The following is a 21,679-nucleotide window of genomic DNA, read 5'->3' on the forward strand; positions in this document are numbered from 1 at the left end:
CACAAAGGGGATCATGAAGGAGACGCCGGTCATCAGATGCTTGTAGATGCCGCTTCTTGATTCTTTTTCTTCCGCCTTGATTTGGTTCACCTGCTCGGTCAGGTCCACCTTGGCGGTTGCCTCCGGCTTGGCGCTTAACGCCCGGTTAATCAGCTCTTTCGGGTCTCTGATCGCTTCCTTAACCGGAACTTCAATGATCGCCCTTCCGGCGAAACGGCTCTTGTCCACCTTGGTATCTGCGGCAATGATGATTCCGTCCGCCTCCCGCAGATCCTGTTCTGTAATGACGTTCTCGGCGCCGACGGAGCCCTGGGTCTCTACCTTGATGTTATGGCCCATTGCTTTGGCTGCCACTTGCAGTGCTTCCGCCGCCATATAGGTGTGAGCTATACCGGTCGGACAAGACGTAATGGCTACAAGCTTCATGATTAATCGTCCCCTTGTACTTTAATTAAGCGCTTACATCTCAATCATTAAATAACACTCTTTCCTCTCCCCGTTCCCAACCAACTAACCACCACCCAATGTTTTGCACATTTGTGCTTGTTATGATTATATGTGCTCGATTTCACAACTTTAGTATAACACCCGCTTTTCGATTGTCAACAGGGAATTCAAATAATTATTCAGATGAATTTTGCCTTCCTGGATAGTGAACCGAGCTGCATAAAAATGCAAAAAACCAATAAACCGCGCGGGCGCATGCTGAAGCCTCCAGCGTCACGCCGACCCGATTTATTGGACTTTTTTTAACCGATAGGACTTTATATTATGATAGCTTAATTCTTCGTACCGGACACCAGACGGATGCCGGATTCACCGGCAATCAGCGCTTTCGTAGCGACATTGACGAACAAGGATGTATCCACCACCCCACGAATCTGCTGTAGATCGCTTTCGAGCTTGGCAATGTCCTCCACCTGTTCAAAATGTACGTCCAGCAGCAGATTTCCGTTCTCCGTCACGGTAAACCCGTCTTTGGCGGCACTCGTCCGAACGGACGGCTTGCCCCCAAGCGCCGAGACTTTGTTCTGCACATAAGCCAGGGAATCCTCCAGAATCTCCAGGACGACGGGATGCTTGAAGGTCAGGCGATCCACAAACTTCGTATCATCGACAAGCAGTATGTAATCCTCCGCCATGGAAGCGATCAGCTTCTCCTTCGTATGAATGCCGCCGCCGCTTTTTAACGCGTTCAGACTTTCATCCACCTCGTCACAGCCGTCAAAAGCGACCGATATTTGCTTCACCGCAGACGTATAGAGCACCTCCAGCCCGTTCTCGATGCAGAGCAGCCTTGTTTTGACGGATGGCGTGACCACTTTGACCTGAAGATCGGCATCCTCTTTGATGTATTGGATCAGGTAAGATATGGTACTCCCTCCACCCAAGCCGATAATTGTACCACTCTTAATTAATTTGAGGGCTTCCCGAGCGGAGACTTTCTTGATATCGTCAGACATTATTCTCCTCCTTAAACTGTGCGTTCCAGAATGATCCGGGCCGTTTCTTCCGTGGTCACCAGAACGTTAAGATATTTTCCGCGCAAAGCTCCAATTATGGCGTCCGCCTTCTCCGGCGACTCCGCGACTCCGATGGCGTATCTCGTTTTCTTCAAATGGTCCAGCCCAATCGCTATCGTACGCTCGGAGATGCTTGTGTTCACAAGATTTCCGTCGATGTCAAAAAACTGGGAGCAAATATCGCCGACAATTTGGCCTCTTTCCAGCTCTTCGAACAGCTCGTTCCCATAGAAAGAATTCCAGGTCGCGCTGCCCTTCATCTGAATGGAACCGATGCCAAAAATCGCGACGGTGACCCTGTCCCAAAGATCCGAAATGTTCTGAAAATATTGCGACTCCACAATCTGATCCCGCGTTTCCTTGCGCTCCAGAATGGCCGGCACATCAATCAGGGAGGACGTCCCTTTAAACTTCTGGGAGGCTGCGTACACCAGCGTATTGACATGATATTGACTCTCCAGCTTCCCGGACGGTCCGCCAACCAGAGGCACGAACACGGCGCCGCTCTCGCGTGGCTCCTCCAGTTCATGAATGACCTCGGCAAGCGAGCTTCCCCAGGCCAGCCCGACCACATCTTCATCCTGGACGATCCGGCTCATGAGCTGGGCGCAAGCCTGGCCCATGACTTTCAGCTTCGCCTTGCTGTCCTCGCCCGCAACCGGGACAACAATCGCCTCCTTCAGACCGAACCGTTCCACCAGTTGCCGCTCAATATTGAAGGTTTCGCTGAGGCTGTAATTAATCGTGATCTTCACAATGCCTCTCTCGCGGATCTTCTTCAGCATCCGGCTGATGGTCGTCCGGTAAATCCCAAGCTCCTTCGAAATTTCGCTCTGCGTCATATCGTTGTCGTAATACATCTGGGCAACCTTCAGCATTAATCTGATTTCTTCATTATTATCCATGCAGACACCTCGTAGCTCTTGCACATTTGTTCATGTCAATATAAAATGTGCTAATGTGCAATTTGAGTATATTCTTTTTTCAATGGGGAGTCAATGCGTTCTTGAGATATGCGCGGAGCGCGTCATCCATGCCGTTAGGGTCGCCCGGTCCAAGCCATTCGTCCGGAATAAAGAGATAATGGCAGGCGCTGCCCTTAAGATAGCTGTAGATAATCTGGGCTTCGTCGATTTCCTCGCGGCTGACCTTGCTGGATAGAGGAGGCTCGGCCCCGAAACCGGTCATAATCAAGCCTTTAATTCTGGCGTGCAGCGGCTCCATCCCTTGATGCCTGACGGCAAGCTTTTCCCGGTGAAGAATGGCGTTCCGCTTGACGAGAAAGAGCTTGAGCGTGTCCTCGCTTAAATATTCAAGGATAACGATATTCCGGTTCTCTTCGGTGAACCCGATCACTTTCTCTTTATTTAGAATGAAGCCTAAAGACTCCATGCAGTCCCTGTATTTCGCCGCCGCCTCGAATTCACATTGTTCAGCCGCCTTCTGCATGCTTTGGTTCATTTCTTCGTACAGTCCCCGGTCGCTTCCGTCAAGGAGAGCAATAAAGCGGTCAATGATCCGGTTGTATTCCGCAATCGCCTCTTTGCCCAGACACATTCCAAGGCACAGTCCAAGTGAATAGTTCAAGCAGGCGGAGCCGCTGAAGCTGGAATGGGCGCAGGAGATTTTGTAGCATTCCTGAAATCCTTGAACCGCCCGTTCCACCGAATTTCTGTTCGCTGTATAGGGTCCGAAGACCGCATGGCTGTCCTTTGCGTCGGGATAATTGTTAATTTCTATGCGGCGCAAGTCCTCGCTGGTCCTGATGACAATGTAAGTATAGGCGAGCGGATTCTTCATCTTTTTATTGTACATGGGCTTCAATTCGCGGATTAACCGGCACTCCAGCATAAAAGCCTCAAACTCGGTATCCGTCACCCGGTATTCCAGGTCCCTGATCTGGCTGACCATCTGCTTTACCTTTTTGGAATGGGACTTTGAGTTATAGAAGTAGGACTGCACCCTTTTTCTGAGGTTCTTGGATTTGCCGACATAAATGATCCCGTCAAGCGAATCCTTCATCAGATAGACTCCCGGCGATAAGGGAAGGCTGCGTATTTTGTCTTTCATTTATGAAAAAGGTCTCCTTCTGCGCTACGCTCTTCGAGCATTCTGCTAGATTTGAGACCATTATAGCATGCCATACGTTCTTACATTCGTTAAAAGGAAAACAGAATACGCCCAGTTCGAACGAAGTAAAAGCCAGATATTGACAGATCAAGGAGATGTGATACGATATATTAGACCGATCAGTTTATTATATACCAATCAAACAAATATGAAGGAGTGAACCTTGTGGGATTAATTACAGTAGATCAAGAAGAGTGCATACAATGTGCGATATGTGTGGAAGAATGTCCAACCCGTGCATTAACTATGGGAGAGTATGGTCCCGAAGCCACTGCGGCGGCAGCCTGTATGGAATGCGGACATTGTGTCGCGGTATGCCCAAACGAAGCGATTGACCATTCGTTAACGCCGCTCGCCGGGCAGATTTCAATCACAGGGTATGACAAGTTAAACGAAGCAGAAGCTGAGCGGTTCTTGCGCTCCCGTCGTTCCATTCGCAGCTACAGAAAGACGGCTGTTCCACGGGAAAAGCTGCTGCAGCTTGTTGAGATTGCCCGTTTCGCGCCTACCGGCGGCAACACGCAGGGGATCTCCTATGTCATTGTTGAGGATAAAGAGACTTTGCGCAAAGCTTCGGAAATGACGATTCAAAAATTGGAAAATGATCCCGTATTAGGCGCGCGATATTCTTCTATCGTTGACGCATTCCGCAACCAAGGAACGGATGTGATTCTGCGCGATGCTCCAAGCCTTATCCTCACGACCGCTGCTAAAGATTTCAAGAACGGCCGGGAAAATTCTATCTTCTCGCTGACTTACCTCGAATTATTTGCCCCTTCTCTCGGCTTAGGTTCTTGTTGGGCGGGAGGACTCGAATTTTGTGCGCTTGGGGAAGATTCACCGATGCTGGAGCTATTCCATATCCCCGAAGATAAAGTCATTACCGGAGCGGTGATGGTCGGGTATCCTAAGTATCAATACCATAGACTAGTGGACCGGAATCCGCTGGATGTTGCTTTCTTTAGCCCTGAGAAAATAACAGTATAAACAGGTCCTCCCTTCTCCACTAGAAAAAGCACGGGTGCAGCAGCTCTCATGTTACAAACATCGGAGCAGCTTGACCCGTGCCCTCTCATTTTCTCGTCTTATCATCGGTCCATTCTTCAGACATCTCCGCCTTCGCATAGCCGGGAGACAGAGTACTTACGGACGCCAGCGGACGAACCGGTTGCCGGGACTGCTTCGGCGATCTCCGGCGGAAGCGTCCGAGCGCGTACAAGCCCGCAAACAACAGAACAAACATCGATCCGGCCGCAAGCCCCCCTCCCTGGCCCGGAATCAGCGGCATGCTTGCGATAATTGCAATCAGGCTTCCGATGGTTAGCCAGGACGTATAGGGAAAGCCCTTCATGCCGCGCCGCTGCGCAGATGAACCGGTATGCCGCATACGGAGCCGGTAATGGCTGGCCATAATGACGACATAGACGAGCAGCAGGGAGAAGCCGCCCGAGCTGACCAGGAACAAATAGATGCCTTGCGGCAGCATCAATCCGAGACCGAGCGCGCCCAGCATCGCCCCTCCCGACACGAGAATGCCGCGATACGGGATGTCCGAGCGGTCCCGCATCCAGACCGGCGTGTGTCCTTCATCAGCCAATGAGCGGAGCATGCGTCCAAGGCCGAACAGGGAGGCAAGCATCGTGGATAATATCGCCGTTACCAGCACAATGTTCATAACGGTGCCCGTCCAGCCCAAGCCATGCAGGGTGAGCGCCGATACGAACGGGCTGACCTCTTCGGACACAAGGGAACGGGGAATCAACAGGAACAGCGCCGTTATGGCAGCCAGATACAAGCCCACCAGCAGGATGGTCGTGAGCCGGATGGCTTTCGGTATCGTGACCGCCGGATTGCCCGTTTCGGATGCGGCAAGTCCGAGCACTTCGAATCCCGCATAGGTAAACATGACCATCAGCATGCTTCCCGCGATACCGCCGACCCCTCCCGGCATCCAGGGCTCGCCAGTCAGAACGCTGTAACCGGCAGCCACCTCCCCACCCTGTCCGCCGGCCCCGCCGAACACAGCCGTCCCGATTCCGGCGACCAGGCACACGGCTATCACGACGAAAGCGGCAATAGCCAGTAGCTTGACCGCCGCAAGCCCGCTTTCAAGCTTGCTTAACCGCTCCGCTCCCAGCAGGTTAAGCAGCGTCACCAAGATAATAATGACCGTCCCGAGCAGAGGGAGAGAAAGCGCGGGGAACCAGCTCCGCAGCAGAATGGAAGCCGCCGTCGCTTCGCTGGACATCGCCAGTACCAGCCCCGTCCAGTACACCCAGCCTACCGTAAAGCCAGCTCCCCGGCCAAAGGCTTGTTCAGCATAAGTGCGAAATGAGCCGGACGCCGGATTCGCAACCGTCATTTCCGACAACGCGGTTAATATGAAGTACACCAGACACCCGCCAATGATATAAGCGAGCAGTACAGAAGGTCCCGCCGCGCGGATCGCCACCGAAGAGCCCAGGAAAAATGAGCCGCCCACAACAGTTCCAAGCGCAAGCATAGTAAGCTGCCATATCGATAACCCTTTCTCTTCATGCTTCATGAGACGTCCTCCAGGCGATCTGTTTTACATCAGTATCTGCAAATATCGGAGAATTACCCATGACTATGTCGGAACCGCCGCATGCTTCTTGCTTCACCGGGAGATCTTCCGCTCCCGCAACCCAAACAAAAGGGATGCCCCGCAAGCGATCCTCCCGCTCGCAGGGCATCCCTGCTCGGCTTCTACCGGTTATCTAACCCAGCCCGTTATCAGTGGCCGGGCAACAGCACTCCATCTTCCTGGGAAGCATTGCCTTCCCCGGAAGAGTTGATCTTGGGCTTCCGCAGAATCAGGCTGATGACAACCCCGGCGGCGGCGATGCAGGCAGACAGGAAGAAGACATCGTCAAAGCCCATAACCGCCGCGACCAACGGGTTGCCGTCTTTGCCTGCCGCTGCCATATGTTCGGTGATCTGCGTGGTCAGATATCCCGTCATTCCGGCGACCGCGAAGGATACAACCACCTGCTGCGCAGCCGTAGTCAGCGGTGTGACGCGCCCGACGAGATGGCGCGGGGCGGCGTTCAGCACATGCGTATTCACCGGCATCATCGTCATGCCCATGCCCAGGCCCATAAGTCCGAGACAGACCATGATGCTCGGCAGACTTGTTTCGATCGTAATATTCGAGAGCAGGAACAGCGCGGTCGAGATGATGGACAGCCCGACGAACGCCAGCGGCCTTGCGCCGATCTTGTCGAACAGCCGTCCGCCCAGCGGCATGCCGATCGCGGAGGCGAGCGCCTGCGGCAGCAGAATCACACCGGTCTCCAGCGGAGTGAACTCGCGCACATTCTGCAAGTACAGCGGCACGAACAGCATGGAGCCGAATAAGGCCGCCTGGGTTACCCAGGACAGGAAGATGCCGCGGGTAAAGTCCGAAGAGCCAAAGACACGCAGCTCAAGCAGCGGATTCTTCTGGCGCAGCTCGACAATAATGAAGAAGAGCAGCGCGGCTCCGCCCACAACAAGGCCCATAATCGCCGGTATGGTGGACCAGCCGGAGCTTCCGCCTTCATTGACGCCGTAAGCCAGCATCGAGAAAGCAATCGGTGCCAGAATGATGCCAAGCAAATCGAGTGTCGGCGTCTCATGCCGCTCGGTATTGGGCAAATACTTCAAGCCCAGAATAATAGCCAGAATGCCAATCGGCAGGTTGATGAGGAATATCCAGTGCCAGCTCACATACTCAATCAGCCAGCCGGAAAGAATCGGGCCGAGCGCCGGAGCAAGCAGCATCGGGATGCCAAGCATGCCCATAATGGAGCCTCTGCGCTCCGGCGGAGCGAGCCGGAATACCATAGCCATCCCGATCGGAGCGACCATCCCGCCGCCCAGGCCTTGAATGACGCGGTAAACAATGAGCTGAACCGGTGTCTGGGCAATGGAGCACAGCACCGATCCCACGACGAACATGACGACCGTCGCCACAAATACCCGTTTGGAGCCGAACCGGTCGGTCATCCATCCGGCCAGCGGGATCACGGCGGATAAAGCGAGCGTATATCCCGTAATGGTCCATTGTATGGTTTTGAGATCCGCATCGAAATATTCGGTAAGGTTCGGAATGGCGACATTGACCACTGTGCTGTCCAGAATGACCATAATCATGCCGACGATAATGGCCAGCAGAGGCGGAAGGATCGCTTTTAGCGAAAAAGACTCTGTTTCGGCGGCGGAAGCCGCCTGTTTAGTAGGTTCCATGAAATTCCACTCTTTCTGTATAAGTTTGTCTTGTTAGATCTGGTATTTGTGAAAATAATGGTCGATCAGATGATCCACCTGAATTTCCACCGGGGGCAGCTGCGCGCCGGGCAAGCTTTCGTCCTGATCTTTCGGTTCGGCGCATGTGAATGCGACAATCGGCATTAATACCGCTCCGAACAGCTGAACCATCATCATCCGGAGCCGCTCCTCATCCTGCTCGCCCGTGGCTTCCCGCAGAGCGGTCAGCATTTTTTTCTGCTTCATCGTTTTGCTGTATTGGGAATATTTATGAAGCGAGCCCATAATGCTCGGGGTTTGACCCATCATATGCTTGGCCAGTCCCGGGTATTGCAGAAGATGGCCGGCATACTGCTTGAAGAACTGCTTCAGCCGCTCTCCGGGTGGCAGAGCCTCATCCTCAAGCGCATTAAACGCGGCGTCAAAGCGGGATATCAGCGTGCGGACCGCCTCGATCAGCAGATTGTCTTTGGAACGGTAATAATAATTGACAAGCGCCAGATTGACCTCAGCCTTCGCGGCAATTTGGCGCAGGGTTACGCATTCGACTCCTCCCTTGCGTATCAGTTCTACTGTGGCGTCAAGAATTTGCTGCTTCGTATCCTTATCTCCGAAAACCTCAGGATCTTGTTCCAGGGTCATGTAGATCCATTTCTCCTTCCGGCGCCTGATTTACACAGTGATTTAAACATCGTTTAATACAATGTTTAATATACTCCATACCGAAATCGGCTGTCAACAGCACCTTTCTCGTTTCAGCCGGAACAGCAAAGAAGCCGAAAGCGGCGGCATCAAGATGCGCCTCGGCTTCTCGCATTTCCATTGGCAAGGGCTTTACCCGTTCGCTCCTTAACGCTCGATCAGCGTAACCCGGTTGCGGCCGTCCGCCTTGGACTGATACAAGGCGTCATCCGCCAGCTTGTAAATATCTTTTTCGGTCAATCCGTCTACTCTTACGGCGGCGACTCCCACCGAAACCGTCAGGCGCCCGAAGACCGGACTCATTTCATGAGGGATATTTAATTCCTCAACGCTCCTTCTAAGCTCTTCGGCATATTCGAAGGACTCCTCAGGAGTCAGCCCGGCAGCGAGAATCCCGAATTCCTCTCCGCCCAGCCGGAATACGAAATCACTGGCCTTGGCGGCCCGCTCCTTGATCGTTGCCCCGAGCCTGCGCAACACGTTATCGCCTTCATAATGGCCGTAAGTGTCGTTATACTTTTTGTAATAGTCAATATCAAGCATGATATAAGCCAGATACCCTTGTTCAAGCTCGGCACGGCCTACTTCACTGCAAAAAATCGTATTGAAATGCCGTCTGTTGTAGAGGCCGGTCAGTTCATCCGTAATGGAGAGCTTTTCAATCAACCGGATATTCCGGTTCAATTCCTCATTATTGAGCTTCAGCTCCTTGGTTCTCTCGATAACCAGTTCCTCCAGATGCTCCTTATGCTTCCTCAGTTCCTCTTCGGCTCTTTTTCTCTCCGTAATATCCTTCACTGTCCCTTGAACCGCCGGCCTGTTCAGATAGTTAATGAATGTCGCTTTGTGAATGACATCAATTTCCCTTACACCGTCTCTATGCACCAATCTGGTCTCATACTCGCCCGGAGCATTTCGACCTTCAACCCTTCTCCGGTGCAGGGCCAGCACCTCTTCCCGGTGCGCCGGAGCAATGAATTTATCAAACGGCTGCTCCAGCATCTCTTCCATTTCATAGCCGACCATCTGCGCCAGGGCCGCATTCACAAATTTGCACTGCATGTCCTGAATAATGAATATGCCGTCCAGCATGTTGTTGACGAGCTCGCGGTATTTCTCCTCCGAGCGCTCCAGATCGGAATACAGGCTGGCATTCTCAAGCGAGAATACCATTTCTCTCGACAACAGATTGATAATTCTCATTCTCTCCTTCGTGAATACGCCCGTTACGAGATTATTCTCCAGATAGATGACGGCGATCGTCTTGTTATGATTGATAAGCGGCATGCATACGAGGGATTTGGGCTGGTGTCTGATCATATAGGGATCATTCATCAGTCCGGCTTCGGAAAAAGCATCCTTGTAAATCAGCGTCTCCTTGGTTTCCTCCACACTATGGATTATGGAATACGGAAGATTGTCGCCGCCCGGGTCCGATTGCTTATGCACCGAGACGGTTATTTTATCGTCTTCCGGCCTGTACTCCCCTTCCACCAGCAGATCCGAGCTTGATCTCATCAGGATGCAGCCTCTTTGGGCACCCGCATTTTTGATGACGATTTCCATCAGCGCTTCCAGCAGGTTATTCAGCTCAATCTCCTTGGAAATGGCCTGGGACGCCAATAGAATGGAATTCAAATCAATGCTCTCCGTGGAATCCGTAACCGATCTTCCCGCCAGGAACTCCCTTTTAAATTTCACAATATCCTGATATTGCTGATTCATATGCCTGATCTTGCCCTTGGCACCCCATACGGAATAATAATATAAAGATTGTCTGAACAGATAAGAAGCGAACTCTGTGAGGTCTCTGCCGTTATAGAATTTGGCGGCCAGTTCATAGACCAGCGCCTTGTACCTGACAACATTTCCTTGTTCGCAGGCTGCTATGGCGAGATCGTAATATTTGCCGGCCAGCTCGTTCTTTCCCGTAATTCTTGCCCATTCGGCCTTCATCAGCCGCTCGTGCAGCAGAAAGTTCCCCGGATTGTGAGCGGCCCATTTCTTTACCCTTCTGTACTCCTTGCGCATTCTTGCTCTTGCTTTCACCTTGTCATACGAGGATAAGTCTTTATAGCAATAGGCGAGATTCAGGAATGTATAGAGAGCGAACTCCTCCACGAAGGCCGAGCCTGCAAGAGTGCCGATGATCCCGTATGCCTTGTCGATATAGGCCAGAGAGTCGCTGTAGCTCTCGTAGGTGAACACCAGCTTCATCTTATAGATATAATAGATGGCGATTCCCGAATAATATTTGGCTTCTTCAAGCTGCCGCACATAGTCCTCTTCACTGAAGGTCTCTCCGTCCAGCGCAAGGGGATTGTCCAGTTCTCCCGCAAGATTAAGCAGCAGCTGCCTGGCCAGCTTCGCCGTTGCCAACGCTTCCCTGTATTTCGTGTTCTCGATCATCGCAATGTACCGGTTGCTCTCATGGAGATTGGCGGCGATGTCCATGGTCGGGTTCCAGAGATTTACATAAAAGCAGGCATGGGCGAGATAGAGCAGATCCCCCGTTCTCAAACTGGACTCAATCGATTTGCTGAACCAGTCATGCAGCGTATCCCAAGGCTCATTCCAGGCGTGGCAGAACAGCGTGTATAAGACATGCGCCGCCCCCCTCCACTGCAAATCGTTGAACTTGTCATTGATTCGTATGCCGAGTCTCCCGAAATCGAAAGCCCCTTTAAGGTCGCCGAATCCGGACAGCAATATGGAATAACCGATAAAAGCAATGGCCGACTCGGGACAACTCCCGTATTTCAAGGTCAGCTCCGCTTTCTTCAGCACGACCAGGGCAAACAGATTGGGCTCTCCCGAGATAAACGCCGGTGGAAAAATATTGATCAATAGTCTCATGATCAGCTTTATCCGGTCGTCCTGCATTTCAGGCTTCTCGAAAATCTCCTCGATCAACATGCCTCTGAGACTTACCTTCACCCGCACAAACGCTTTTAATACCGAGGCCATACCGGGCTTGTCCGGTATTTTGATCCCCAGCTCCCTAAGCCCCCGTTTCCCGGACGCTATCGATTCTTTCATCATCCCGAGATACATATAGTGATTGGCCTGCATTTCATACACCCGGGCAGCGGCAAAGCTGTCAGTGGACTGTTTCAGAAGAACTTCGCAGGCCATGTCGGCCTGCTTGGTATGATGGGTCAGATACCCGCACTCGGCATACAACCGATAAAGCTCCAGGGTCCGACGCTCTTCGCTCCTCCACCGGCTCCTCCGCAGGAGGCTAACGGCTGATTCCAGAAAAGCAAATGCGGCATCATAGCCAAAGGCCGTTTTCGCTTTTTGGGCGGCCTGGAGATTAAGCCCGATGACCTGATCGATTTCATCCTCATCGGCAATACATTCAATTCCTTTATTGATATGCGTCACAATATCTACGAGTTTGTCTTCAATCTCTCCGGGATCGAGTTGCGTAACCATCAGTCTGCCTATTTTCAGATGGAGCCGCTTGCTTGTTTCATCATCGATCATCTGGTAGAACACCTGCTGAAGCCGGTCATGCTGAAACCGGAAACAGGCGTTAACCTCCTCCGGGATATCCCCGGTCTCCTCCAGGAGACCGGACATCATGGAATAATTCATATCGGCCGGAATGATAATATCCTCACCCACGGCTCTGATCAGGGATCTGGCAATGACATGATGCTCCTCCCCGGCGAGCAGGGACAGCATTTTATAATCGAACAGGTTGCCAATGGATGCGCATAATCTCAGAACCCTCTTATCTTCTTCCGGCAGATCCTGCAGCTTTAGCATCAAGAACTCGACGACATTGTCGTTAATATTCAAATCGGAGATTTGGGCGAGCACCCATTTCCATTCGCCTTCCAGGTCATCAAAAAAAATAAAACCGTTCTTATGCAGCTCATTCAAAACTTCGTTTATAAAAAAGGAATTCCCCTTGGTTCTCGCATAAATAATTCCCGAGAGCTCCTTTACCTGACCAGGCTCGGTATAAAGCGTATCGGCAATGAAGTTCTCCACATCCCCGAGGGAAAGGGAGCCCAGGGTGATTCCCCCCACTTCCCTGCTCTTTTCAATTTCGGCGATCGAGGCGAACAGTGGGGAGTTCTCCGCCTCTGCAAGCGGCCGGTACGAGCACACGATGAACAATTTTCGCAAATGATTGCTGAGCGCCAGCTTCTTTATAAGCTGCAAGTTTGACGAATCAGCCCACTGAACATCGTCCAGAAACAGGACTAAAGGTCTTTCATTGTTCGTGATCCCCTCAATAAAGTTAGCAAAGGTCAGAAAGAAGCGGTTGATCTCCTCGGCAGGATTAAGAGGCTCGATCTCCGGCTGAACGCCGATCAGCCTCTCCAGCTCCGGTATGATATTCGTGATCAGGCTGCCATTGCCGCCCACAGCGGTTCTCAGAGACTTCTCCAGGCTTCTCTTATATTCTTCATCAGGGCTGTCAAGCAGCTGATGGATCAATGCCCCGAAAGACTGAATCATCGCGCTGTACGGGATGTTCTGGTTGTATTGATCGAACTTCCCCGACGCGAACAACCCTTTCTCCTGGCTGATATATGGGTGCAGTTCGTTTACGAGAGCGGTCTTGCCCACGCCTGCCTCCCCGGAGATCAGCATGATCTGCGGGCTGCCCTTCAAGCTTGCTCTAAAAGCGTTTACCAGGAGGTCCAGTTCCGCTTCCCTGCCATAGATTTTTTGCGAAATCCGGAAGATGTTCCGTTTATCTTCCTGCCCCGGCTCAAAGTCATCCATTCCCTCCAGGCATTTCTTCAAATCGGCTTTGATGCCATAGGCGCTTCTGTATCTGTCCTCCGGTGATTTCTCCATCAGCTTCATGATGACGCCGGACAACGTGCGGGATACCCTGCCCCCGGTCAGCTGATAGGGAGAGACCGGCTCTTTGGCAATGATGGAGTAAATCTGATCCAGAAGATCGGCGGATTCGAAGGGCTTGACGCCTGTAACCATCTCATACAGCATAACGCCCAGCGAGTAGAAATCCGTCCGGTAATCTATGTTCCGGTTCATCCGGCCCGTCTGTTCTGGAGAGATATACAGCAGGCTTCCTTCCAGAACGCCGCTGTTCTGAAATTCCCGCTTCTCCTTCGGCAGCTTGACCGCAAGATCGAAGTCGATGACCTGCACAACGTCGTTGTTCCGGTCCCAAATGATATTGGAAGGCTTGATGTCTTTGTGGATGATGTTGTGTTCATGAATGGCTCCAATGATGTCGACGATCTTGATAACGAGCCGCAAGAGCGCTTCCTGATCCGGCTTGCCGTCAGCCAAGATCCGTTTCAGGGACTGTCCCTGTATATCTTCAAGAACCATGATAAAGAAACCGTTCTGTTCCTCCAGCTTAAGGGGCTTGATGACGCCTTCGGCGCGCCCGCTTAGTTCCCGGAGCATCTTGTATTCCTGCTTGAACCGCATGACCTCTTCATGCCCGGTAAATTCCGATTTCAGGACCTTTAATATAACCGTACCCCGGGAGACTGTATCTCTGCATCTGTACACCGATTTTCTGTCATTGTCGGAGATCGTTTCCAGTATTTGATAATTTTCAATCCCAGTCATACCCAGTCCACCTTTTACAATCGTTATCCCCTACACTTCGAAATCGGCGTCAAAGTCAAAAATATACGCTGCAATAAGCCATATTATCCAGCAGTTTACGCCAAAGAACAAATATCCGAAATACCCCAAAATGGGCATCTCCGAAAAAATATGTATCTTGTCAAGATAGGGAACGGAGTATTTCCAATAATTCGGATTGGTAGGCAAGGAATCATGAAACCATTCGCTTCCGAAATTCCAAAATTCCCAGAAGAATCCGTTAAACAGAGTGGCCAGGGCAATCAGAATGACAGAGGACCAGTCCCCATTTTTTATTGAAGTAAAAGGAGTCCAGTACCCCGTTAAAGCCATAGCCGCAGACAAAAGAGGAACAAGCGCGACCCAGAGCACCCAGAACAGCGCATAAGGATAGTAACCCATGCCGAAGGCCAGGCCCAGCCCAAGGACATAGTAGATGAGCAGAAACGTCCGGTTCACGGACAACTTGGGACCGTTCCGGTACCTGTCTCTGAACCCTTTGAACGTCTTGAGCAGCAAATACCATTCAAATATGGCGGGCAGCACCGTTGTGTAGGATAAAGAGAACCAGAATACATTGCCGAAATTCGTCAACACTTCATTGTTCGGGTAATACCAGTTCTCGACGACAAAAAAATTCAGAAACTCAAAAGCAAACCAGCTGAAGCAGGAGACAACGGCCAGCAGCTGCATAACCTTCGGTTTCCTGGAAATGATGGACTTCCCGTTGTTACGCTTGTACACGACGCCGTCCAGAATCAGGATAAAAGCCCACCATAATGGAACGAAGGTATAGTATTCAAAGGAAATAAAATAGTGAACCCGTCCCCACATGAACAGCCAGCTCACTCCAAGCACCGGCAGGCTCCACCAGAACCATACGGGAAACGGTGTTGGTCCGCCGGATTCAGTCCGTTCATCTCCGGTCTTCTTAAAGCCGAACAGTCCGGGGAAGATCAGGAACACGGCGATGAACAACGCCACCAGGGAGGCCAGGATAAAATACAGCAGATTGAACCCCGGGTCCCCCTCAACCTTCTGAGCGGGAAAATCGCCATACCCCGGCGGAAGCCCCTTCCACCTCGCAACGCTTCCTATGTACGGCAAGATAAAAATCAAACTGAAAGTAACAATAAGTATAAGCTTTTTTGGCCACTTTTTCATCCATATCACCTTTCTTGTCATATAAATGCCGAACGCCTGTTGTCTTTATTAACGGCTGAATCGGGAATGCTGTGAAGAGACTTCATAATTTTATTAAATCTATATCGATTTCTTTATTTTTTATTGTTATTCTGGAAATCATTTACGATTATTAAAGTCTATTTTACAATCTTCTTACATTCATAATGAGAGGGGGATGACCATGGACGAAATCGACCGCAGTATTCTGGAAGCGCTCAAGGAGAACAGCCGGATGACCGTTTCCGATATCAGCAAAAGAGTAAAGCTCTCCATCCCGGCGGTGACGGAGAGAATCCGCAAGATGGACGAATCCGGTATGATCGAAGGTTACACCGTCAAGATCAACCGGGCCAAGGCAGGATACAAACTGCTTGCGTTCGTGCTGGTCGTCATCGACCGGACAGAGCAAATTCCCGCCTTTCGGGCCTTCATCTCCGGCTGCGCCGAGGTGCTGGAGTGCCACCACCTTGCCGGCGAATACGACTACTTGCTGAAGGTGCTTGTGGAGGATACCGGGGAACTGGAGAATTTTTTGTCCGATACGCTCAAGAGCGTGCCGGGTGTCATCCGGAGCAACACCATGATTTCCCTGTCCTCGCTTAAAGAGAAGTGGAACAGATGAACGGAGGGAATGCATGATATTTCGGGGATTGCAATGGGGGCTTCTGCTTCAGCTTGCCGTGGGCCCGGTTTGTTTCTTTATTTTCCACGCCGCCTCGCTGCGCGGCTTTGGCGCCGCCGAGGCGGGCGTTGCCGGCGTAACGCTGGCCGACGGCCTGTTCATTCTCGCCGCGCTGCGGGGGGCTGCCCTGCTCGGCAGAAGCCGGAAGCCCGGCGGCGGCCGGCGGCCCGGCGGGATCTTGTATCTGCTCGGAGCGGGCACGCTCATGGTGTTCGGCTTGAATATGATCGCCGGAATGCTCGGTCACAGCCTGCTTCCCGCCCTGCCGATTGCGGACGATTCGGGCCGGGGCGGCATGTTTGTCCGCGCGCTCCTGCTGACAGCGTCCAATCCGCTGACGCTTCTCTTCTGGACCGGAATCTTCTCCGCCAAGATGGCGGAGCTCAGGCTGCCAAGCGGCGAGCTGATGCAATTCGGACTGGGCTGCCTGCTGGCGACCGTTCTGTTTCTGACGGCGGTTGCCGTGCTTGGAGATTTGGCCCGCCCGCTCGTGACACCTGCTTCCGCAAGAGGGCTGAACTTTCTGACCGGCATCCTGTTTCTCTATTTCGCCTTCCGGCTGATCGTCAAATGGATCTTCAGGCGCGGGGCGCCCACAGCATGATGCATACTCCGGCCATGCAGACCGCCGCGCCGATCCAGTCGTAGAGGTCCGGCGTCTTCTTGTCGACAAGCCATCCCCAGAGCACAGCCATCACGATAAAGACACCGCCATAAGCCGCATATACGCGTCCAAAGCCGGGAAAGCGCTGGAAGGTCGGAATGATGCCGTAGACCACGAGGACCAGCGCTCCGGCGATGCCGAACCAGAGCGGCTTCGATTCCCGCAGCCACAGCCACACCAGATAACCCCCGCCGATTTCCGCCAGTCCCGCCAAAATGAATAATAGTATGGATATTGCCACTTCATCGCCCCCTGCTTCCGCCAATTCCGGACTCCTTTGTATTATCTTCCGCTGGAATTCGGTGATTAATATTCGAGTTATTTTCAGAAAATCCTCCATAATGTCACAATTTATGAGCTGTTGACGGATTTATTTCGGATTATTGTCATCTGACATAAAACATTTGGTTGAAGCTTGCACCTCCTTTTGACATAATGAATTAAATAAACAATTTACGCTCGGCAAGAAGAAGGGGCTACGCTGTCCTGTTGCGGACGGTGCCGTTTCTCGCGGTAATGTAAGGGCGGAAAGCATGGAGACAAGGGGGAAGCAGCATTGAAAGGAATCATTACTGTACTCGGAAAAGACAAGGTCGGCATTATTGCCAAGGTATGTACGTATTTGGCGGAACGAAATGTGAACATTCTGGATATTTCCCAGACGATTGTCCAGGATTACTTCAACATGATGATGATTGTCGATATTTCCCAAGCGGCGAAATCCACCGAGGTTCTCGTAGAAGAGCTGCAGCAGATCGGCGAGGAGATTGGCGTGGAAATCAAGCTGCAGCATGAGGATATTTTCAATATTATGCACCGCATTTAAGGCGGTCGGCCGATCCATACAGAGGGTTTAAAGATAAGCAAGCAGGAGGGTTACCATGATTTCACTGGTGGAAGTACAAGAAACGAATAAAATGATCCGCGAAATGAACCTGGACGTGCGGACCATTACCATGGGCATCAGCCTGATGGATTGCTCGCATACGGATTTGAAGGTGTTTAACCAGAAGATTTATGACAAGATCACCAAATCCGCCGAGAAGCTGGTAAAGACCGGTGAAGATCTGGAGAAGCAGTTCGGCGTGCCGATTGTCAACAAACGGATATCCGTTACGCCGATTTCCATCGCGGCGGGTTCCCTGAATACGGACAGCTATGTTCCGGTTGCCGAAGCGCTGGACAAGGCGGCCAAGGAAGTCGGCGTCAATTTCATCGGCGGCTTCTCCGCGCTGGTGCAGAAGGGCTGCACCACGGGCGACCGCAAGCTGATCGAGAGCATTCCCGAAGCGCTGGCCGTGACGGAAAGAGTCTGCTCCTCCGTCAATGTCGGCTCGTCGCGCAGCGGCATCAACATGGACGCCGTCAAGCTGATGGGCGACATTATCCTCAAGACTGCGGAGCGCACGGCGGACCGCGACTCTATCGGCTGCGCGAAGCTGGTCGTATTCTGCAACGCCGTGGAGGACAACCCGTTCATGGCCGGCGCTTTCCACGGCGTAGGCGAACGGGAATGCGTCATTAACGTAGGCGTCAGCGGTCCGGGCGTGGTCAAGCGCGCCCTGGAGGAAGTCAAAGGCAAGGACTTCGAGACGCTGTGCGAGACGATCAAGCGGACCGCCTTCAAGGTAACCCGCGTCGGTCAGCTCGTCGCGCAGGAAGCCTCGAAGCGTCTCGGCGTACCGTTCGGCATTATCGACCTGTCGCTGGCGCCTACGCCGCTGATCGGGGATTCGATCGCGGAAATCTTCCAGGTGATGGGCCTTGAGGAAGCGGGAGCGCCCGGAACGACGGCGGCGCTCGCCATCCTTAACGACAACGTCAAGAAAGGCGGCGTCATGGCTTCCTCCTATGTAGGCGGACTTAGCGGCGCATTCATTCCGGTCAGCGAAGACCACGGCATGATTCAGGCCGTGCAGCGCGGAGCGCTGACGCTGGAGAAGCTTGAAGCAATGACCTGCGTCTGTTCGGTGGGACTTGATATGATCGCCATTCCGGGCAGCACGTCCAAGGAAACGATCTCCGGCATCATCGCAGACGAAGCCGCGATCGGCATGGTCAACAACAAGACGACGGCCGTCCGCATCATCCCTGTCATCGGCAAGGAAGTCGGCGAGATGGTCGAGTTCGGCGGACTGCTCGGCTATGCTCCGATCATGCCCGTCAACTCCTTTAACTGCGCCGGCTTCATTGACCGGGGCGGCCGGATTCCCGCGCCGATTCACAGCTTCAAGAACTAAAGCCGGACCGCGAACTTAGGTCCTGCCCAGGCCCGGCCGCCGCTTGAGCGCCGCGCCGGAAGGCCAAAAGCCTCCGATCCATCGCTGATTGCTGCGATGGATCGGAGGCTTTGTTCGGTTGGAGCGGGCAATTAGCGGTTTCCGGCCGCTGCCGCTGGGCCCAACCGGGTGCGGGGCACCGTCGACATGACCAGCGAATTATTCGGTGACTGGAACAGCCCGCTGCCGGTTAAGCCACGAAGCCCGCTTTATATTCCCGGACCGTCACCGCTGCTGCGCAGCGGACGGGTGCACTCCAGGCGGGGAGCAGGAGATGGAGGTGAAGAAACGGTGATATTTGGCGCACTGCTCCAGCAGCTTGCCGATCTCTCCCTTTCGCGCCAGCGCTGTCAGACCGGCGCGGGCCAGCCGCTCCGCCGGTCCGGGACCAATCGCGGCGCAGAGAACGATGGAGCAATCCTGCAGCAGCGCCACCGTCTCATCCAGAATCGCCTCCTTGTCCGCTTCCCCGCATTCGGCCTTGCCGTTGCAGTAAGCCTGAATCCGCCGAACACCCAGCAGCTTCTGTTCTTGCCCGGACACCTCGTAGACAAGAAACTCGCGTGCATGACCGAAGTGCACATTCACCTGGTCCCCGCCGCGCGTCGCCACGGCGATGCGCATAGTGCCGCGCTCTCCTTGCTCTCCCGCACCAGCTTCGCGCCGCTTGCGCTCCGCGGCCGTCCGGTCCAGCCGGACAAGCAGCTCCTCGCGGGCTGCCGGATCATATTCCCGGGTCGGCGTGTTTTCAGTCTTGACGCCAAGATCATCGCCAATCAGACCGACCGCGTCGGCGCGGCATTGGCGGCAATGCCGCATGACCGGCATCACCGCCTCGCTGCGCGCCTGCACCTGAACCGTCAGCGAAGGAGTTGGCTCCTTTAGCCCTTCCTTCTCGTATACGCTGCCCGGCGAGAGAATCAGCGGCATAATATTGTGGGAGAAAGCGCCTGCCGCCTTGACCGCCTCGGTCACCTTGATGAGATGGCTGTCATTAACGCCGGGAATCAGCACGGAATTGACTTTGACCTTTACGCCGCGCTCCGCGATTCGCCGAATACCCTCCAGCTGGTTGTGCAGCAACAGTTCTGCAGCATCCCTGCCCCTGTAGACCTTGCCCCGGAAGAACACGGCGCGGTATACCTCCTCTCCGATCTGCGGATCGACGGCATTGACCGTGACGGTCACATGGGCTATGCGATGCCTGACGATATCCTCCGAATAATCGGGCAGCTTCAGCCCGTTGGTACTGAGGCACAGCTGCAGCTCGGGCAGGCCTTCGGACAGCAAGCCGAAGGTTTCGAATGTCTCCTGCGGATTGGCCAGCGGATCGCCGGGTCCCGCGATGCCGACCACGGTCAGCTGCGGCAGCGAAGCCAGCGTACTGCGCACCTTGGCGTAAGCCTCCTGCGGCGTAAGCACCTTACTGACGACGCCGGGGCGACTCTCGCTGACACAGTCATATTTGATATTGCAATAATTGCAGCTGATATTGCATTTCGGCGCTACCGCCACATGCATGCGGGCAAAATAATGATGCGCCATCTCGTCATAACAAGGATGGCGTGATTCGTTCGTCAACGCGAACACCACCTTTCCGTCAATTTGTCCAGCGTCTCCCTTCACCGCGAAGTCGCCAAAGCATATCTCGATAGAGCAACATCATCTGGAATCCGATCACCCGCTAAAGTGACAAAAGCCGGACAACTGCCGCAGCAGTCATCCGGCTTCCTGACATTCGGTCAGCCGCATTTATTATCCCACAATCCCCATGTGCTTAGGGTATTATAGAACAAGCCCCAGTTTCTGTCAACGTTGAAAGTAACAACTCCATGGAAAAGCAGGGGCAAGCGGCGATCAGAGACTGATGAATGTTCTTGATTCCGTCAAATTTGGATTCTTATCCAGCCAGTACATCTATTGACAAAAAATCGATGACAAATCTAAACTGTACAAAACATATGAGAAAAATAGGATTTATTGAACGAACAGGGGGTTATACTTTCATGACAACCAGGAATATCCCGGTCTTGCTGCTCGTCTGCTTGCGTTTATCCGGCATCGCCCTTCTCTGTATTCTGTGGGAGGTTTTGCCGAGGAGCGGGCTGGTGAATCCGACTTTCTTCCCGCCATTGTCCGCAGTGCTGCAGGAGATCGCGGCGCTTCTGCGGGACCAGCATCTCCTTGGCCACACGATAGCCACACTTTGGCGGGTGGTCGCAGGCATTGCGCTGGCAGCACTGCTGGCCGTGCCGGCAGGTGCGATTCTCGGGTACTGGCTGCCCGGTCTGGCTGCAGGACTGAACCCGCTGTTCCGGATTCTGGCCCAGGTCAATCCCTTTTCGCTCATGACGGTATTTCTGCTGTTCTTCGGGATCGGGGAAAAGGCCAAGCTGATCATCGTCGCCTGGGTGGCGTTCTGGCCTCTGCTTCACCATGTCATTGTCGGTGTGCAGAATATAGATGCGGACTTGCTGAAGGCAGCGCGCAGTATGGGAACCTCTCCCTCGCGGCTATTCCTGCGGATTATATTGCCGGGGGCGTCTCCCTCTATTTTGCTGGGGGTTCGTACGTCGATTATATTGCTGTTGGCTATTCTGGTAGCCGGAGAAATGCTGGGAGGCTTGGCCGGTCTTGGCTGGCTGCTTCATTGGTC

At 53.1% G+C, this 21,679-nt stretch carries 17 protein-coding genes; 6 read left to right on the top strand and 11 right to left on the bottom strand.

Translation table 11 applies throughout. The features are described 5' to 3' along the window. From L692_RS0109840 to L692_RS0109860, 4 genes are all read right to left on the bottom strand, one after another. Positions 1-426: PTS fructose transporter subunit IIB (locus L692_RS0109840; RefSeq protein WP_025699436.1), on the bottom strand; the 426-nt coding region annotated here is incomplete at its 3' end. 353 nt (positions 427-779) lie between these two features. Further along, positions 780-1,463 (bottom strand): ribose 5-phosphate isomerase A, encoded by a 684-nt coding sequence (gene rpiA / locus L692_RS0109850; RefSeq protein WP_036723028.1) that lies wholly within the window; start codon positions 1,461-1,463, stop codon positions 780-782. An 11-nt stretch (positions 1,464-1,474) separates the two neighbouring features. Beyond that, complete coding sequence (locus L692_RS0109855; protein ID WP_025699440.1) at positions 1,475-2,428, bottom strand: sugar-binding transcriptional regulator; 954 nt, start codon at positions 2,426-2,428, stop codon at positions 1,475-1,477. 79 nt (positions 2,429-2,507) lie between these two features. Next, the gene (locus L692_RS0109860; RefSeq protein ID WP_025699442.1) at positions 2,508-3,593 is read right to left on the bottom strand and encodes a GIY-YIG nuclease family protein; all 1,086 of its coding nucleotides are present in this window, start codon (positions 3,591-3,593) and stop codon (positions 2,508-2,510) included. Positions 3,594-3,818: 225 nt separating this feature from the next. Between L692_RS0109860 and L692_RS0109865 the strand changes: the two genes are divergently transcribed. Then, positions 3,819-4,640, top strand: coding sequence for a nitroreductase family protein (locus L692_RS0109865; protein WP_025699444.1), 822 nt, complete (start codon positions 3,819-3,821; stop codon positions 4,638-4,640). 85 nt (positions 4,641-4,725) lie between these two features. Here the strand turns inward: L692_RS0109865 and L692_RS0109870 are convergent, their stop codons facing one another. The 5 genes from L692_RS0109870 to L692_RS0109895 all read right to left on the bottom strand — a co-directional run bounded on the left by L692_RS0109870 (position 4,726) and on the right by L692_RS0109895 (position 15,320). After that, a complete protein-coding gene (locus tag L692_RS0109870) occupies positions 4,726-6,198 on the bottom strand; it encodes an amino acid permease (RefSeq protein WP_025699445.1) in 1,473 nt (490 codons plus the stop codon). A 209-nt stretch (positions 6,199-6,407) separates the two neighbouring features. Then, on the bottom strand, positions 6,408-7,901 hold the full coding sequence (locus L692_RS0109880) for a DHA2 family efflux MFS transporter permease subunit (RefSeq protein ID WP_025699446.1): 1,494 nt from the start codon (positions 7,899-7,901) through the stop codon (positions 6,408-6,410). A 33-nt stretch (positions 7,902-7,934) separates the two neighbouring features. Continuing rightward, a complete protein-coding gene (locus tag L692_RS0109885; RefSeq protein ID WP_025699448.1) occupies positions 7,935-8,564 on the bottom strand; it encodes a TetR/AcrR family transcriptional regulator in 630 nt (209 codons plus the stop codon). A 207-nt stretch (positions 8,565-8,771) separates the two neighbouring features. Continuing rightward, positions 8,772-14,195: a diguanylate cyclase gene (locus tag L692_RS0109890; protein WP_025699450.1), complete on the bottom strand. Its 5,424-nt coding sequence runs from the start codon at positions 14,193-14,195 to the stop codon at positions 8,772-8,774. Between the two features lie 30 nt (positions 14,196-14,225). Continuing rightward, complete coding sequence (locus tag L692_RS0109895) at positions 14,226-15,320, bottom strand: small-conductance mechanosensitive channel (protein ID WP_232238758.1); 1,095 nt, start codon at positions 15,318-15,320, stop codon at positions 14,226-14,228. Positions 15,321-15,579: 259 nt separating this feature from the next. Here L692_RS0109895 and L692_RS0109900 point away from each other — a divergent pair, with 259 nt between their 5' ends. Together L692_RS0109900 and L692_RS0109905 are read left to right on the top strand one after the other, a co-directional pair. Further along, a complete protein-coding gene (locus L692_RS0109900) occupies positions 15,580-16,020 on the top strand; it encodes an Lrp/AsnC family transcriptional regulator (RefSeq protein WP_025699454.1) in 441 nt (146 codons plus the stop codon). A 13-nt stretch (positions 16,021-16,033) separates the two neighbouring features. Beyond that, a complete protein-coding gene (locus tag L692_RS0109905; RefSeq protein ID WP_025699456.1) occupies positions 16,034-16,684 on the top strand; it encodes a LysE family translocator in 651 nt (216 codons plus the stop codon). Here L692_RS0109905 and L692_RS0109910 read toward each other — a convergent pair. Beyond that, positions 16,659-16,985: a YnfA family protein gene (locus L692_RS0109910; RefSeq protein WP_025699458.1), complete on the bottom strand. Its 327-nt coding sequence runs from the start codon at positions 16,983-16,985 to the stop codon at positions 16,659-16,661. The genes L692_RS0109905 and L692_RS0109910 overlap by 26 nt on opposite strands. Before the next feature lie 315 nt (positions 16,986-17,300). Between L692_RS0109910 and L692_RS0109915 the strand changes: the two genes are divergently transcribed. Together L692_RS0109915 and L692_RS0109920 are read left to right on the top strand one after the other, a co-directional pair. Continuing rightward, the gene (locus L692_RS0109915) at positions 17,301-17,570 is read left to right on the top strand and encodes an ACT domain-containing protein (protein ID WP_025695090.1); all 270 of its coding nucleotides are present in this window, start codon (positions 17,301-17,303) and stop codon (positions 17,568-17,570) included. A gap of 55 nt (positions 17,571-17,625) precedes the next feature. After that, a complete protein-coding gene (locus L692_RS0109920; RefSeq protein ID WP_025699461.1) occupies positions 17,626-18,984 on the top strand; it encodes a PFL family protein in 1,359 nt (452 codons plus the stop codon). A 264-nt stretch (positions 18,985-19,248) separates the two neighbouring features. Here the strand turns inward: L692_RS0109920 and nifB are convergent, their stop codons facing one another. Further along, a complete protein-coding gene (gene nifB / locus L692_RS0109925) occupies positions 19,249-20,604 on the bottom strand; it encodes a nitrogenase cofactor biosynthesis protein NifB (protein ID WP_025699462.1) in 1,356 nt (451 codons plus the stop codon). 425 nt (positions 20,605-21,029) lie between these two features. On the opposite strand from nifB, the gene L692_RS0109930 reads away from it, so the two are divergent. After that, the coding region (locus tag L692_RS0109930) for an ABC transporter permease (RefSeq protein WP_025699464.1) at positions 21,030-21,679 on the top strand (650 nt) is incomplete at its 3' end.

The organism is Paenibacillus forsythiae T98, assembly GCF_000520735.1.
GTDB lineage: Bacteria > Bacillota > Bacilli > Paenibacillales > Paenibacillaceae > Paenibacillus_AQ > Paenibacillus_AQ forsythiae.